Source organism: Sulfobacillus thermosulfidooxidans, assembly GCF_001280565.1.
Lineage (GTDB): Bacteria > Bacillota > Sulfobacillia > Sulfobacillales > Sulfobacillaceae > Sulfobacillus > Sulfobacillus thermosulfidooxidans_A.
Map to the genome: position 1 here is coordinate 2411251 of NZ_LGRO01000001.1, position 16131 is coordinate 2427381.

At 55.1% G+C, this 16131-nt stretch carries 10 protein-coding genes; 8 read left to right on the forward strand and 2 right to left on the reverse strand.

Annotation, left to right across the window (positions count from 1 at the left end; translation table 11 throughout):
* Positions 1 to 77 precede the first annotated feature (77 nt).
* The 8 genes from AOA63_RS11875 (at position 78) to AOA63_RS11910 (ending at position 14159) form a co-directional block, all read left to right on the forward strand.
* Entirely contained in the window at positions 78 to 2084 is a 2007-nt protein-coding gene (locus AOA63_RS11875; protein ID WP_139061587.1) for a hypothetical protein, read from the forward strand.
* A gap of 280 nt (positions 2085 to 2364) precedes the next feature.
* Positions 2365 to 5985, forward strand: coding sequence for an Ig-like domain-containing protein (locus AOA63_RS11880; protein ID WP_053959897.1), 3621 nt, complete (start codon positions 2365 to 2367; stop codon positions 5983 to 5985).
* 385 nt (positions 5986 to 6370) lie between these two features.
* Positions 6371 to 6580 carry a hypothetical protein gene (locus AOA63_RS19030; RefSeq protein WP_076006115.1) on the forward strand — a complete coding sequence of 70 codons (210 nt, stop codon included), beginning with the start codon at positions 6371 to 6373 and terminating at the stop codon, positions 6578 to 6580.
* 78 nt (positions 6581 to 6658) lie between these two features.
* Positions 6659 to 8062, forward strand: a complete 1404-nt coding sequence (locus AOA63_RS11890; protein ID WP_053959899.1) for a hypothetical protein — start codon at positions 6659 to 6661, stop codon at positions 8060 to 8062.
* A 1913-nt stretch (positions 8063 to 9975) separates the two neighbouring features.
* Positions 9976 to 11448, forward strand: coding sequence for a tetratricopeptide repeat-containing glycosyltransferase family 2 protein (locus AOA63_RS11900; protein ID WP_053960686.1), 1473 nt, complete (start codon positions 9976 to 9978; stop codon positions 11446 to 11448).
* Between the two features lie 184 nt (positions 11449 to 11632).
* Entirely contained in the window at positions 11633 to 12838 is a 1206-nt protein-coding gene (locus AOA63_RS11905) for a glycosyltransferase family 4 protein (protein WP_053959901.1), read from the forward strand.
* A gap of 119 nt (positions 12839 to 12957) precedes the next feature.
* Entirely contained in the window at positions 12958 to 13083 is a 126-nt protein-coding gene (locus AOA63_RS20375) for a hypothetical protein (protein ID WP_278276979.1), read from the forward strand.
* The gene (locus AOA63_RS11910; protein WP_053959902.1) at positions 13065 to 14159 is read left to right on the forward strand and encodes a glycosyltransferase; all 1095 of its coding nucleotides are present in this window, start codon (positions 13065 to 13067) and stop codon (positions 14157 to 14159) included. The genes AOA63_RS20375 and AOA63_RS11910 overlap by 19 nt, the downstream gene beginning before the upstream one ends.
* 220 nt (positions 14160 to 14379) lie before the next feature.
* Here the strand turns inward: AOA63_RS11910 and AOA63_RS11915 are convergent, their stop codons facing one another.
* Positions 14380 to 15417 carry a hypothetical protein gene (locus tag AOA63_RS11915; protein ID WP_139061588.1) on the reverse strand — a complete coding sequence of 346 codons (1038 nt, stop codon included), beginning with the start codon at positions 15415 to 15417 and terminating at the stop codon, positions 14380 to 14382.
* A gap of 54 nt (positions 15418 to 15471) precedes the next feature.
* A complete protein-coding gene (locus tag AOA63_RS11920) occupies positions 15472 to 16128 on the reverse strand; it encodes a hypothetical protein (protein ID WP_053959904.1) in 657 nt (218 codons plus the stop codon).
* Between the last annotated feature and the right edge of the window lie 3 nt (positions 16129 to 16131).

The window sequence follows — 16131 nt, forward strand, 5'->3', positions numbered from 1 at the left end:
CGTATTCATTAATAGAAGATATGATTTTCTCTTCAATGCGTCATGATATGGGTCAATGGATTTTGGGAGGCGTTTTTATGACATTGAAAAAAAGTGCTGGGCTAGCGTTAGCATCTACAACGGCGGCATTAGCGGTATTACCCCTGACAGCCTTTGCGGCTTCGAGCATGCCGGTTTTGATGGCTAGCAGCAAATTAGCAAGTGCAGGTCAAAGTGTTACTTATACGGTTGAAGATCCATCTGCTACCGCAACGACAGAATATCAATTTTGGGTGGAAACACCTGCTGGACAATGGATGGTGGCACAAAATTACTCCGCATCGAATCATTTAACTCTGAATAATGTCAAAGCCGGTACCTATGAAGTGGTCGCTTATGCGCTCAACCAAAGCGAGGTCCAGGCTCGCGACTGGTCGATGGCAATGCCGACAACACCAGACAGTTTATATGTGAATGCTTCTGTATCTCTGAATGTGACATCAACCACCTCATCATCAGGAACCGTTACAGCAACGGTCACCGTGAATGCGGTGAACATTGGCAATGCCGTGTATCAATTATGGTGGAAAACTCCTACAGGTAACTGGCATGCCAGTGGTAATTATCAGGCAGGGAATACTTTTACCGTACCGTTAACGGGAAATGGCAGTTATCAATTTGTGGCGTTTGCCAAACCTCCTGCCGCCGTATCCAGTTACGTCGGTGCTTTAGCAAGTAAGACCACTACCATTTCCGTTTCAACCCCAGCCGCTATGGTCGTATTATCACCCGCTGTCAGCAGCTTGCACACATCCAGTGGCGGTGTAGATCCTGTGATGGTAACTGTGCTTAATGCAAAAGGGGAACCCGTAACCAACTTCAATGGCACCGTAACCGTGAGTGATACAGAGAGCCTCTTAATGAATGCGTCAGGAAACGCCGTGAATTCTGTTCAGGTTCCGATTCAAAATGGTATGGGTCAAGTTCAAGTGATGGCCGGTACCACGGCGGGAACCGACCAATTGACCGCTTCAGGCCTGACTGCAGCCACTGGCAGTGCGACAGCACCCTCAGTCACCTATCAACCCACATGGGTAACGATGCGCGATTATGGCGGCAACATTAGCCAGCTCAATACCATTGATACAGTTGCCAGTACGGTGGATAGCACAAACGGAGATCAAAACCCTTATGGCTTGACATTTGACAGCTTTAAAGGTAGCACAACGGCGCCTAACCCCTATTACGGTGACTTATTAGTATCCAACTTCTCCAATAAAGCTGGAACCAATGGCGATGGTACGACCATCGAAGCTATTAACCCCACTACAGGTGCAGTTAAGACCTTTGCCAGCACGGCGGATGGTCCCGTCGCATTGGCGGTCAGTCCTAAAGGGCCGTTATGGATAGCTAATTTTGGAACCGATGGCACCAACGGTAATGATGAAGTGTTGGCGCCCAATGGAGCGACCTTCCCCAATGGAGGCAGCATTATTACCAACTCGAATCTGGATGGACCATGGGGACAAGTTTTCGTACCCAATGCGACAGACCCAGCTTTCTTGGTGACAAATGCACTTAATGGTACCATCGATGCTATGTATGGATTTGCTCCGCCCAACTTCAACACCGACACCAAGTTCCTCGAAATTGGTAGCGGCCTCGCACACTCGGGAACGAATGCCAATAATGTGCAAGGACCGCAAGGGATGGTTTATGACCCTACCACCCATATGGTTTACGTCACGGATACCGCAGACAATTCTATTCGAGCGTTCTACTGGAATGGACCCAACACTCCGAATCAGGGACAAGGACAGCTCATCTACCAAGGCGGCGCCTTGAATGCTCCAGTGGGAATTACCCTCGACCCCTTGAATGGCGACTTGCTGGTGGTGAACCAAGGCAACAATAACTTGGTAGAAATCGACTTGAACAATGGCAATGCGTTTGTGGCAGGACAAAAAGTGCTGGATAACACCCCCGTTAACCCCACAACTGGCGCAGGTTCGGCACTCTTCGGAGTCTATGCGATGAACAACAACGGCCAATTGAACGTATACTTCACGGACGACAACACCAACACGCTGGATGTATTGAAATAACCTACTTGTTTCCCATTTAGATACTGTTGGGTTAGTGCCCGGTCTCTTTCACAGAGACCGGGTTTTTTACCGCGTCCCATAGGGTGTCGAGGATTTCTTTAGGAGATTTTTTATAGAGACTGAACTTACATCATTTCCTAATTTGTCTGAAATTGGATCGCATCCTCAAAAAGGACTTCCCTTATTATTGTCGAATTATGTCGAAGTCAGTCGGGTCTACTGACTGACGGGAGTTCATAGAATGAGGAGAGGATGGGTTGTATTGAGACGCTTTTGGGGAATGATGGGTCTGATTCTCAGTTTGGTGGTGGAAGGCGAGGTGTTTTTGGCGCCTATTGCCCAAGCGGCAAATCTTCCGGCTGTTGCATCATTAACCGTTAGTGAAACGCCGGGCAATGATCAGAGCACCATGATATTAGCTCACGGCAGCGATCCCGGAGGCTTGGTGGAATATCAATTTTGGGTAGAAAATCATCATGGTTGGTCGATGATGCAAAATTATTCACCGAAAAATGATTTGATTCTATCCGCATCTTCGGGCAGTGAGGTGGTGACAGTCTACGCGCTTGATCAAAAGGCTCTTGAAATGGGGAAATGGCATAGTGCGTTAGCTCAAACAGTAATTATCAATCATGATAGTGCAGTCTCGCTCTCATCGCCTCCCACGGCGACAGCTGGTAATGCGGTATTATTTCACGCTCAGGCTCAACATCTCGTTCAGCCCGTGTATCAATATTGGATCGAGAATCCGCAACGTGAGTGGAGTGCCAGTGGGAATTACCGTTCATCGTCAGGATGGACATATACGCCCTCACGTCCTGGGACATATCATATCGTGGTCTATGCGAAAGATTTAATGGCGCCCAATAATGCTACGAATGCCGTGTGGACTCATCAAACATTGACGGTGGCGCCTTTTATGCCCCAAGGCTACCAGCTTCAGGTCAAATTGGCCAATCCCAATTTGGAACTCGGTAATCCTAACGCGTTATTGCTCGGTCATGTGGCGCAAGTTGAAGCGGTAGTCCGCAATGCGAATGAGCAACCGGTAGCGGATGTTCCCGTGTTATTTACCGCCACCAATGATTCCAATCCGAATGACCATGTCAGTTTTGCCCAAGGATTGAATGACGAAACGTATACCAATCAAAACGGCGTGGCGATAGCAGATCTATACGTTACCAATCCCACAGACCCTTCCTCATCGCAACTCGCCCAAGATGCCTCAGCGCTGACTCTTGTGGGCTACACAGTTTCCTTGCCGCAAGATGCCCTGGTGGATCCCGTTTCTCGGACCATTGCCTATGCGGCCTACATTCCGCCCAATTTAGATATGACATCGGCTAATCTGTCTCATATATGTGAAGAATCTCTCTACCGCAATACCGGGGTCCAACAAACTGCCTATCTGCCTTGGGAAACAGCCGGATATGAAAGCACCATAAAGGTTCAAGGCCACTATCTTTTACCGGTTGCCTCTCAACACGGGATCCTCACGATACCGGTAAATTATGATTCGGGAGCCTATGGCCCGGATGTGATGGAGACTTCGTCTGCACAAGGTCTTCCCACCATTACTATTGATTTCGGATTCGATGCGGCGAGTATTGACTTGACGAAACTGGGCTTGTCTTCCGGATCGTCATTCACGGTGAATTTTACTGAGGGGGGTAATACTAGCCCCACATGGTCTAAAACCATTACTGGACCTGTGAGCTTCAATAACCAGGTCCTTCAAATTCCCGCGTCACCCGTGGGTGGACAAATAACTTTTCAGTTGCAATCAGGGCCCGTTGTCAATCCTGCCAAGGCAACGGGCGTTGACATCGGCTCGGTGGTGGTAGATGCTGGGCAAAACCCTGGGACCGAAGTCTTACCGGCCTCATTGCCGGTAACCTGGTCTTCTGTGCCCATCACATATGGGCCCTGGCAAAGCCTTTCGTCCCAAGAGGCGGCCTTATATGTTGGAGACAATGCGGTATCTGATTCCTCTAACGTGGTGTACCAGTATAAAGTGCCAGCATTCCCGGAGGTCGGCAATGCTGTGTTGGAAGAACTCGTCAACAACCAACCCCAAGCCTATTATTGGATTCCTACCACCAATAATGGCGCCAACCAAAATGTGTTAATCAACCCGTCGAATCAAGGACCTGTTGCCATACCGATTACGCCCGCATCTTTGACGTCTTTACTGTTTAGCACAGGTAGCCATGAAAATCGTTGGACGCTCTCTTCGCAGCACGCTGGACAAACGGAACTGGTTGCTCAAGTGAGTCCTGGCCATTTTCCCCGTCCCAGCGACACCCTTTATTCCTATATGGGCTGGATAGCTAACACCCCAGCAACCGATTTTGTTTCCCAGTATGCGGTGGCGGGACAACAGGTACAGATCAAAGCCTTGGTCACGGATGAAGCCGGCAACCAGGTACCAGATGCCCCGGTCAATTGGTTGGTGCAAGGTGGTGTCAATGTGATTCAACAAGACGCCATGACCAATAGCCAAGGCATCGCTACGCTCACTCTTAGTGCTGCCAATGCCGCCGCCGCGATGGTGGAAGCCAGCAGTCCCGGGGAGCAGGTCTCTTTGCGCGATGTGGCGGGGCTAGGATCCTTTACAGCGGCAAAAATTCATTTTGTCAGCTGGCATTGGCACGACATGACGATGCCCGCTTTATCTTTTCATGCCGGGAGTACGCACATAATCGGGGTCATGGCCCAAGGACTAACGGCATCCGGCCATGCAGTGCCGTTGACGAATATCGCGCTTACTCTGTCACAAAAAGGCGTGGGAGAGGCTGTCACGGTATCTAATGGCCAGACCCAAGTCGGAGTCATCCGAGTGAACTCGGATCAGGCAGGGAACCAAAACATCTGGGTTTCCCCAAACGCTGACGAACCGAACTTGGAAATCGCGGGTCAACCTGATGCCGGACAAGGTCCCATTTCCGGAATTGCACCGGCCGAAATGTCCATAAATTATTTAGCCAATGGCGGCACCTTAAAACTTTGTGTTCCTTCTTCGCTTGCCGCCATCGGAACTGTCGTGCCCATTGATGTCAAAGTGGCCGATAGTTTTGGCAATCCTGTGGTGGGTCAGTCTGTGAACTTTACTCTATGGCCGTCATCAGGGGGAACGGCAACGTTAAGCAGTTCGCAGAGCGTGACGAATGCGCAAGGCATGGCGCAGGTGTTTTTAAGCGGGGGCAGTGTGGGAGAAGTTGATGAAGTGGCGGCCAGTCTTCCTGGGCACGAGCCTCATACGACCCTGATTCAGTGGCAAAATGCACAAGGCGTACAAATGGCGCTGGTCAATGCCCAGATCGGTGGCAGTACCGTTCCCAACACGGTGATTTTGACCATGAGCCGGCGGGTCAATCCCAAGACTTTGTTGAGCAATGGATCACAATTTCAACTCGAAGATGTGAGTACGAATCAGATGTACCAAATTGCCCATGCTACCGCCTCGGGAAATACCATCACTTTAACCTTGGCATCGTCAAACCCCGTGTTCAATTTCAATAACCAAATCTATCAAGTGAGCATAGAGCCTGTCACGGATGATGGCGTCACATCTGCCGTAATGGATTTTCAGGACCAAGCAGCGAAAAATACGGTCACATTGATGACGCCATCAAGTCCCGCCATTACGGCATCGTTGGCATCAGGGACATTGACGATTGTCTTAGCTAATGGGTCCGAGCCAATTCCCCAAGGATTAAGTGTGAGCGTTGTGCCCAGTAATGTTCAAGCATCCATAAATAACGGGCAACCGGGTGCAATTTATCAAATCAGCACAACGGCGAGCACAAATAACACGGCAACAATTTCTGTGCCAATTTCTGGTCCTGCAGGTACTGTTTATACGATTTATTTCGACGGAATATCTGGTACCTGTTCATAAATCTCTACGACATATAGCGAAGGAAGGGACGAATATTGTCGCCTTCTTTCGCTTTTTTGGGTAATTAACCAATGAAAACGTTGGAATAATGGTTGATACCACTATTGACCCCATCCAGCGTAATGAGTAACATTATGAATGGTTCAGGAATATCATTCCTCCATCGGGATATTTCTCCTTTTTTCGAGAAAAATCTCCCAATGAAAAGAGGATTTTCCAAACTGACCACGAATTGATTGGTAGAAAGGTTGAAACCACCCACAATGGATTGGTGAATGGAATGGTTCGCCTTTCGGGTAGGCAGGAGAAGACGAGCCTCGCGTCTAAAAAAGCAACCAAATTCAGGCAATTCCTGAAAGTTGCAGGAGGTGAGAGGTGGTACGTTGTGGCCAATTTTTATGGACGGTCCCGCGCCTACGTATCATTCCAAGTCCGCCTTACACCTGAGCTTAAAGAACGGCTTTTACGCAGGTCCTATGAGACCGGCCAAAGCCAAGTGGCTATAGTCAACGCGGCTCTGGAGTATTATCTCGATAACGTGGCCGGGATTAAGCCCGGAACGAAGCAAGAACCTCCGGGTAATCCGGAAGGATGACACAGAAATTTAACACCAAACAGTTTCTCATGCAAGTGAATTTCAATGCAGGACTCATTTTGAGGAGGTTTTTCAACCTTGGCTAAAAACATTTCGAAAAAAGCCAGTGGAGTAGCGCTTGGCTCTTCTATGCTTTTGTTGTCCATGCTGCCTGCTGCGAGTGCCTTTGCAGCCAGTGCTCCCGCCGTGGTTAGCGTGAGCTTAAGCTCCGAACAAGGTACTGTGGCGGTAGGCAATACGGTATCATTCACGGCAACCACTCAACAAACCGGTTCTGGCACGCCTTTATTCCAATTCTGGTACGAAGGGCCCCATGGAAACTGGCATGGATCCAGTTGGAGCACCAGCAACACCTTCCAGTTACCTCCTTTGGAGCAAGGAAGCTATGAAGTTGTCGTCTACGCAAAAGACAAGGGGCAAAGCGTTCCGGTCGACTCAGAAGCCACCAACACTAACCAGTTTGTGAACGTGGACTCCAGCGCTACCTTAACCGCTCCGAGTCTTACCAACGTAGCACCTGGAACGACCTTGAACTTCACCGCCAGCTCCAAGAACCTCACTAATCCGGTCTATCAACTCTGGATTCAAAAACCTGACGGCACATGGTTCTCAAGCGGTCCTTACCAGTCCTCACCAGACTTCTCCGTAACCGCAGATGTGGCGGGTGATTATAAAGCCGTCTTGTTTGCTAAAGACCTTAATGCACCTCAAGACGCACAATTCTCGGAATTCTCCAAAGCCACATTTGACGCGTTTGGTCAAGCAGCGGCCGTGAAACTCTCGGCTGCGTCGTCGAGCCTCGTTGCCGACGGTCAAGCGACCGACACCATCACCGCGACGGTTGTCGATGCGAACGGGAACCCGGTGGCCAACTTTAATGGCACGGTCACCATTGCCAGTTCCGGCAGTGGGGTCAAGTTTGCTCCCGCCACGGGTCAAGCCAGCGACTTCACCTTTAGCGGGACTAGCGGCACCCTCACGCTCAGCCAAGGCAAGGGGTCCTTCGTGGTGGACGCGGGGACTGTGGCCGGATTGAGCGACACCTTTACCGCCAGTGACCTAACGCCGACTGCGGGCAGCCCCGTGTCGGGCGTGGCGACGGGTACCGCCACCGTGAAAACCATTCCGCAGGTGGCAACCAAAATCATCGTGACTCCGAGCACCCAACGGGTGGCGGTGAACCAATCCAGTGCCGATCCGGTACAAGCCGAAGTGGTTGACCAATTAGGCAATCCGATGCTCAGCGGCACCTATCCGCTGACCTTTACCGTAGTGGGCCGGGAACGGTTAATGGCGCAACATCGGCGACGACCACGTTTTCGGGCAATGGCACAACCAGTCCCACGGCGGCCAGTGCGACGGTGGATTCGGTCACCGGAGAAAGCGGGACCATCTATGTCGACGTCTCCTCCCCGAACTTGCCGACCACCTACACGGCCATCCAAGCGGTGGTTGCAGGGAACCCGGCAGCCATTCAATTGACCGATAAGACTCCCTCCTTTGCCCAAGGATCTAGTGGCACCGTGGTGACGGCGGTGGTCACGGATGCCAATGGGACGCCCGTGGTGGACAGCAACGGCACCGTGAACGTCACCGTGACGCACAATGGACAGACGGCGACGAACATTTTGGTGAATGGCACGGCCTTGACCAGTGGAGCGCCGAGTGTCTCCGTGCCGTTGACTACCGTGAATAACGCCTCCGAAGCCACGTTGACCCTCAGTAATACTGGAACCAGCGCGGACGCCGGAACCTATGTCGTTACCGTGACGAGCCCCAGCGGTGCCACGTACGCCTTAAGCAGTGCCAGTCTGACCGTGACGGAAACGGCAGCAGCCCCAAGCCAATTGGTGGTGAGCAGCACGGCGCAAGAAGTACCCGAAGCGAACGCGGCGACGGTAGTGAAGGCCCAGTTGGAAGACCAATATGGCAATCCGGTGGCGTTGAGTGGCGTGCCGGTGGTGTTCTATTATTCCGCCACGGGGGGATCGGGAACCGCCACGATTAATGGCACGAGCGGGGCCACCACGGCCACATCCGGTGTGACCGTTGATACCAATAGCCAGGGCACCGCCTCAGCAACGGTAAGCATGCAGCCCTATGTGGGTGAGCAATTTACCATCACCGGCATGATTCCGTCGACGTATACCGCCGTGAGTGGATTGGCAAGTACGTCAGGCGCGACCACGGTTACCGTTACCTCCACGGTGCCGACCACGGCAGCTATTACGCTGACCGATGCCACTTCCGGGAGTGTGGATTACGGCAGTCCCAGCTACGCGCAAGCGGGTAACACGGTCGACGGGACCGTGACGTTTAAAGACCAGTATGGGAACCCGGTGGGAGTCAGCAGTGCGACAGTTACCGTTTCGGGCGGGTTGACGTTAACAACTGGATCTGTAACGGGCGGAACTCTGGCGGCGGGTTCGACGACGGGAACCTACGTGTTTACGGCGACCTCGGGGACGACCGCGAGCAGCTTTGACTTTGTGGCGACGGCCGGCAAAGAAGGCACCGCGACGGTGACGGCCACAGATAGCGCGGTGTCGCCGGCCGCCTCGGGCAGTGCCAGTATTTCCGTGGTGCCGGGATCGTATAGCACCATGGCTCTGTTTGAGAATGGCACCGCGGTCACGAGCCCGGTGACGGTGGCGGCCAACACGCCTGTGGCGTTCACGGTGACGCCGGTGGATGCGGGAGGCAATCCGGTGGTGGCGCCGACTACCATCACGGTCGACTTGACCGCCAATCCCTCGGGGACCACGGCCATTACTACCGGCGCGTTCCGTTTGACGCCGACCGGGGCCGACATCGAGCAAGTTCAGGTGCCGGCAGGCTCCACGGGTGTGACCGTGTACTACGTGAATGGCACGAGTGGATCGTATACCGTGGGAGATGCGACGCAGACACTGGCATCGTACGCCATTTCTGGATTTGTGGGTACGGCCGCGGGAACAACTAGCACGGTGACGGTCACCACACTGGATCAATATGATTACCTGATCACCACCGTACCCAGTGCTACTGTGTCATTCAGTTCCACCAATGATGGAGGAACCGGGGATGTTGATGAGAGCGGCTCGATTTCGGGGTCGGATTTGTCGTCGGGCACTCTCACCTTCTCGAGCGGCGAGGCGACGTTGACCTACACGGCGGGGAATGAGACGCTATCAAGCGCCACGGGATCAGCACCAGACTACGATGTGACAGATACCTTGACGATCAGTGGAGACGGGGTGACCGATACCGCCGTGAACTCGGGATTATAAGATCGGAGGATCATTTCCACTTAATCCGAAGGCATTGTCGGTAGCATGGGGGCAGGGGCCGGTCCGGTGACGGGCCGGCCTTTGTTTGAGCTTGGTGATTGGGCGACACAAGGGGGCCACAAGGGCATGGAGAAGACCACATTGCAGCAGTATGAAGTGACGACGGCGGAGTTATTGCGGGCGGGACGGTGGTCGGCGGCGCAAGCGCGGGCTGTGGAAGGCCTCATGCACTTTCCCGCGGGCGCGCAGTTGTGGGTTTATCTGGGGGAGAGTCTCGAACACTTAGGACAACGAGGCCCGGCCCGAACGGCCTACGATCGCGCCTGGATGCTGGATCCTGCGGCGGCGTGGGTACCGGCGACCTGGGCACGCCTGCAGCACGTCGCCCCCACGGTGCCGGACTGGCTGGAGCGGGTGTTGGCCGTGCCCGCCGTCACCGTCACCGCCGCTCTCATCGCTCGCGATGAGGAAGACACCATCGGCACGGCGGTGGCCCGGTTAATCCCGGCTGTGGACGAAGTCCTGGTGGTGGACACGGGCAGTACGGATGCGACCGTGGCACGGGCCCGGGAGGCGGGGGCGCGTGTTGTGGCGTATGAGTGGACGGATGATTTTAGTGCAGCACGCAACTTTGGTTTGGAGCAGGTGCGCACGGATTGGGTCTTATGGGTGGATGCCGACGAATGGCTGTTTCCTGAGGATGTGGCCGTCCCGCGCGTGGTAGCGGGCCTGTTCCACGCGGCTGACCCGCCGCCCATTCTCCGGATTGTCCAAATGAACCGGATTGGCTCGGTGGTCGATCCCAATTACGATTCGTCGCGCATGTTTCGCGTGGGACAAGGATTTCGCTGGGTGGGGCGGATTCATGAACAGATTGCGCCGCCGTCGGCGGGGGCCTCCCTCATACCCTGGCCGCGCCCGGTGGTCCGCATTCGCGTCGACCATGCCGGCTATGACCCCGCCGTGGTGCAACGCAAAGGCAAATGGGATCGGAATATTCGGTTGTTGCGGCAAGCGGTGGCGGAGGCGCCCCATGATGTGGTCCCGCTCGGATTTCTCGGGCGCGATCTCTTTCTCGCTGGGCATACCGAGGAGGCCGTTGAGGTCTTGCGGCAGGCGGAAACCCTGGCGGTGGCCACGCCGGGTTATGGGCGGTTGGCGGAACTGCGGCAGGTGTTGGCCGAAGCCTTGTGGCGGCTAGGACGCTTGGACGAGGCATTGGCGGTGACCGAGCGGCAAACCACGGACGCCCCGACCTTTCCGGGAGGCTGGTACTTGCGGGCGCAACTCCAACTGGCGCAGGCGGTGACACTCTTGGATGCCGCCGCGGAAGGATTTCAGACGGCGTTGCAGCACGCGCCCACGTACCGGGGCGTAGTCTCGTTTGATAGTCAAATTGCGACGTGGAAGGCCCTCGTCGGGTTGGCGGACGTGGCGAAGCTCAAAGGACGTTGGGACGAGGCGTTGCGCTTGTACGAACAAGCGCGGACGGTGGTGCCGGATAACGCCGCAATTTCGCAACAAATTCGGTATCTGCAGACGCAAGCCGCCTGGGTCCACGACCACGTCACGTCTCAGAGACTCGGAACCGCCCGCTAGGGGGGACCCAGACTCCCCAGTTCACCCGTCTTGAGTCGCGCTCTTAGTCGGGCACATCTCACCCGCGATCGGGCGTCCTTGGGCCGCAAACAGAAAATGCCCGATTTATAGGGTGCGATCGCAGGGATTGAACCGGGTGCGCTCGGCCCCCAGAGAACACGCCAAGAAAAGGGAGGAACGACCTGTGCGGATTTTGATTTGGTCGGATGCCGGGGCCAATACCGGGTACGGCACCGTGACCGCCAATTTGGCAGCGCGGTGGGCGCGCCGCGGCGCGGAATTGGCCGCGTTGGCCACCAATTATTTCGGCGATCCCTGGCCCGGCCCCATTGCCCTCTACCCGGCGACGAAAGTCGACCGGGGGGATGGGTTTGGGATCCGGCGCCTTCCGGAATTGCTATCCAAGGTGAAACCCGATGTGTTGTTTATCCTCCAAGACCTGTATACGGTCGTGGACGGGTTGAAAGTGTTGCAAGGGCGATTTCCCGTTCCAACGGTGATCTATGCGCCCATTGATGGTACACCCTTGCCGCGGGAGTGGGTGGACGCGGCAAGGGCGGCACACGCTGTGGTGGCCATGTCGCATCATGGGGCGCGCGCCTTAAAGGCCGAGGCCGGTCTGGATGTGCCAGTCTTGTGGCATGGCGTCGAGCACGAGGTGTTGTATCCCGCGTCGCCTGACCGTCCGATTTATATCAACCACCACGGCACGAAACAGGCGCTCACCTCGAAAGCGGCCTGCAAAGAGGTGCTGGGACTCTCCGGACGCTTTGTCATTGTCGCGGTTAACCGCAATACCATTCGCAAAAACTATCCCGACACGGTGCGGGTTTTTGACCGCTTCCGGCGGCGTCATCCAGAGGCTTTTTTGCTGATGCATGCCATGCCGCGCGGGCAAGGCGGAGACTTGCGGGTATTGTTGCAACGGTATGGCTTGACGGAGCAGCAGGCTCGCATTCATAATCCCGGTGATCCGTTTTTAGGGTCGGAAAAAGCGTACTTGACGCTCATGTATAATGCCGCGGATGTCAAGTTGTCGACGGCCATGGCGGAGGGCTTCGGCCTCACGGATGCCGAAGCGTTAGCGTGTGGGACGCCCGTGGTGGCGCAGGACTATAGTGCGACGACGGAGGTTGTGGGACCGGGCGGGATCTTGGTTCCCGCCCAGCGACACTTTACGACGGCCCGGATGGTCGATTTTGCGTTGCCGGATCTGGATGCGATGGATGCGGCCCTTGAGACGTTGTATCAAGATCCTGACCAGCGAGCGATGTTGCAAGCCCAGGCGATTCGGCATGCGCAACGCTTTAACTGGGACCAGACGGCCCAAGGGTTTTGGCAACTGTTTGAGCAAATTCGTGCCTATTCGGGTGTCGCCATGGACGAGTGAGAGTCGCCGGGGATCCTCGGCACGTTTGCTCGGGCAGCCAATCTCAGTGCTTGCCCCCGGGGTGACGGCATAAGGCGTTCACTTCCGGTCCGGGGGGCTGTGAAGGAGGGGCCATTACGATGCATGCCACCGGACACCGGGGCACCGCGTTCGGTTGTGCCGATCCCTATGGGGACTCGTTCATCACGATCAGTGCCCACGCAAATCTAGAAGAAGGGGAAGACCGATGCGGATTGCGTTTGTGACGGCTCATATGAGTGGTCAAGGCGGCGTGGAAATCTTGTTGAAGACATTGGTGCCCGGATTAGTGCGGAAAGGCCATGAGGTAACCACGTGGCTGCCGGAGCGTTCTGATGATTCGACGTGGGAGTCCCGGGTCAACGCCCGTTATTTTGTGGGCGAAGAGTCGCCGGAGGATCGTCGGTTAATTGGGGTGGACGGTGCCTGGGGTCAGGCGGTGTGCTTGCAAAAAAAGTGGCGCGACGACATGCCTGAGGTGGTCGTGGCTGCGGCTCCCTATCTTTGTGCGGTGACACGTGTCGCAGCAGGACACACGCGGCCGCGACCGCCGATTGTTAGTTGGGTTCAAGCGTCACTTCGGGCCTTTCCGGGGAGCGCGCATCTCATTGGATTGGCTGATGCCCATGTGGCGATCGGTAAGGGGTTGTATGATGAAGTGCGGCGAACCGTTGGCTCAGGTACCATCTACCTGGTGCGAAATGGGGTGTCTCTGCACGTCGAGATCTTAAGACGTCCTTCCATACCGACCTTTCTTTACGTTGGACGATTGGCCAACCGTCAAAAGCGTTTGGACAAGCTCTTTTACGCCCTGCAGGGATTAACTGCGCTTCCGTGGCAGGTGAAAATAGTGGGCGATGGTCCTGACCGGTCTTTGTTGCAGGAGTTAGCAAACCAGTTAGGGATGGGGGATCGCATCCATTGGTTGGGATTTCAGGACAATCCGTTTGACGCGGCGGGGGAAGCGACGGCTTTAGTGCTTCCCTCGGACTGGGAAGGATTCGGGCTGGTGCTCGTCGAAGCGTTGGCGCACGGAATCCCCGTGATTGCGAGTCATTGCCCTGTTGGACCCGCGGAGATCGTCCAGCATGGCGTTAACGGTTGGCTGTTTCCGCCGCAGGATATCGTGGGTCTGCGGCGAGTGTTGGAGGGCATAATCCGAGAATCCGTGGCATTGCCAAGCGCCGACACCTGTCGGGCATCGGTGCAGCACTATTCAGATCAGACCATGATTGACGAATTTGATCGGGCGCTGACGAGTCTTGTGGCTCAGGGGCCGCACGAGAATTATCGTGGGTTGTAGCCCTTGTCGCCATCGACTGCCACAAGGGCGTTCCGTGGCTCTCCCAGGATAGCGCGCCCTGGCCCGTAATGCGCCGATCCTAGCGCCATGGTCGCGACTGGTACGAGCTCTGGTCAGAAAGACCGGACGGAAGGGCTGGGGAGCGGTTTGAGGTGCTGGGTATCGGTTGCGTTGAGGGCCCTGTGCGCATTCGAGGCCCGTGACGGTCCTGAGCGTCCCGTTAGGGGACGCTCAGTTCGATTTTCGTTAACAGCGTGGTGGGCAGCGCGGTGCAGGATCGTGGGGGGCGGGCGGTATGGGCGGCGTCGGAGGCCAGCAAGCGGGTAACGACGTGATGGTTAATGGCCTTAAAGGGCACGGGGCCGCCCTCTATAGGATACTGGGAGACCCGACAATCCGTCACATCGAGTGGAAGACTCGTCAGCGCTGTGAGTTGCGCTGTAATAAACTGCCGATAGGCAGCGGACGCCGATAAGACGTCTATGTCGATCACGAGATCGGCGTCGAGGAGGGCGGCAAGGGTGCTGGCCGCATAAACGTGCAGAAACACTTCATACACGGTGGCAATAGGGACGGAGGGCGCTGTGATTTGTTCCCGGAACTCCTGCGCGATGAGGTGCATATACGGGTTATCGCCAGGATACTGAGCAATCAGAAGAGGACGTGTCAGGAAATAGGGGTTTTGAGTCTGGGTATAAAATTGCCAGCCGGACAGCCACTGATAGACGGGATTACGGATTAACACAAGATGCACGGCATCGGGGAACTGGGTTTTCAGCCACGCCGTGCGTCCCAGCGATCGACAAAACCCCAACACCGGGACGGTCTGAGCCGCCTCGGCCTGCGCCAGTAAAGACGCAAGGTAGGCGCGTTGTGCCGGGAGTTCCTGTTGCGTGACAAAATAGTTGGCATAACTGAATTCGGATGCAAATCCGTGAACACCCCCGCTCGGACGCAGGAGCGGTTCATACTCGAGATAGTACGGGGCGGTTGGCGCGTGTCCCGAGCGCCACGTGTCGGGGCCATGATGACGTAAAAATGTGGGCGACATCCGACCGAGGTCCTCGCTAAACGGCTCATAAAACGCCATTACCCCTGGGAGCTCTCGGAATTTAGCCCACAGGTATGTGGATCCGGATCGCATGCCCGCATGCAGAAAAATCGGTCGACGAATTGTTCTCACCTCGCATTTCTTCCCCCTAATATACCACATAGCATTACTCCATCGGTCCTCGGCCCGAGCCCGTGCGCCCCCCAAGCGGTGGGGTCTGGGAACGTACTGGATAAATCGGGGATGATGGGCGAGAAACGCCTATATTGGCATTCGCCATCCATAGTTTGGAATAGCCTGATGAAGCGCGTCTTCAAAATCGAGAAATGACGCATCTTGTAACACAGCAGAGCAAAAGTCCTCCTCGACGTTGCATAGGTCTTCCTTCGAGCGTCGGATGTTTTCGTAAGACTTTATCAGTTGGTGTCCTCCACGCTGAACGCTATTGAATGGCTGACGATTGACGATCGGCTTTATCGCGATTCCTCGCTGCGGCCAATTGATAAGTGCCCGTGGCATTCGACGTATGTAGCCACCACGATAAATCTGGATAAAGTCGTCGTGCACCAAGATCGGCAACACCCAACTCAACTGATACAAGATGACGCTCAAAGAAAGCGGATTGGCGTTGAATGAGGACGTCATCGTCACGATACCATTAGCCTGAAAAGTCACATCCATGTCGAGAATATCCCATGAAGCAGACGATGCGGTAAATGCCAAAACTCCGACGCTACTGCGGACCGAAGGACGGTGGTCTCGTTCTTTTAAAAATGTTTCCGCTAAACCGATAAGCGTCCTTCTTGTCGCACTGTCGAAGGATGTAGCGGACTGTGGCAATAATACGGCACAACTTAAACAGGTTCCATGACTCTCGACCACGGCCAAATGCCTCGCTGGTTGTTCATATTCTTGCATCAG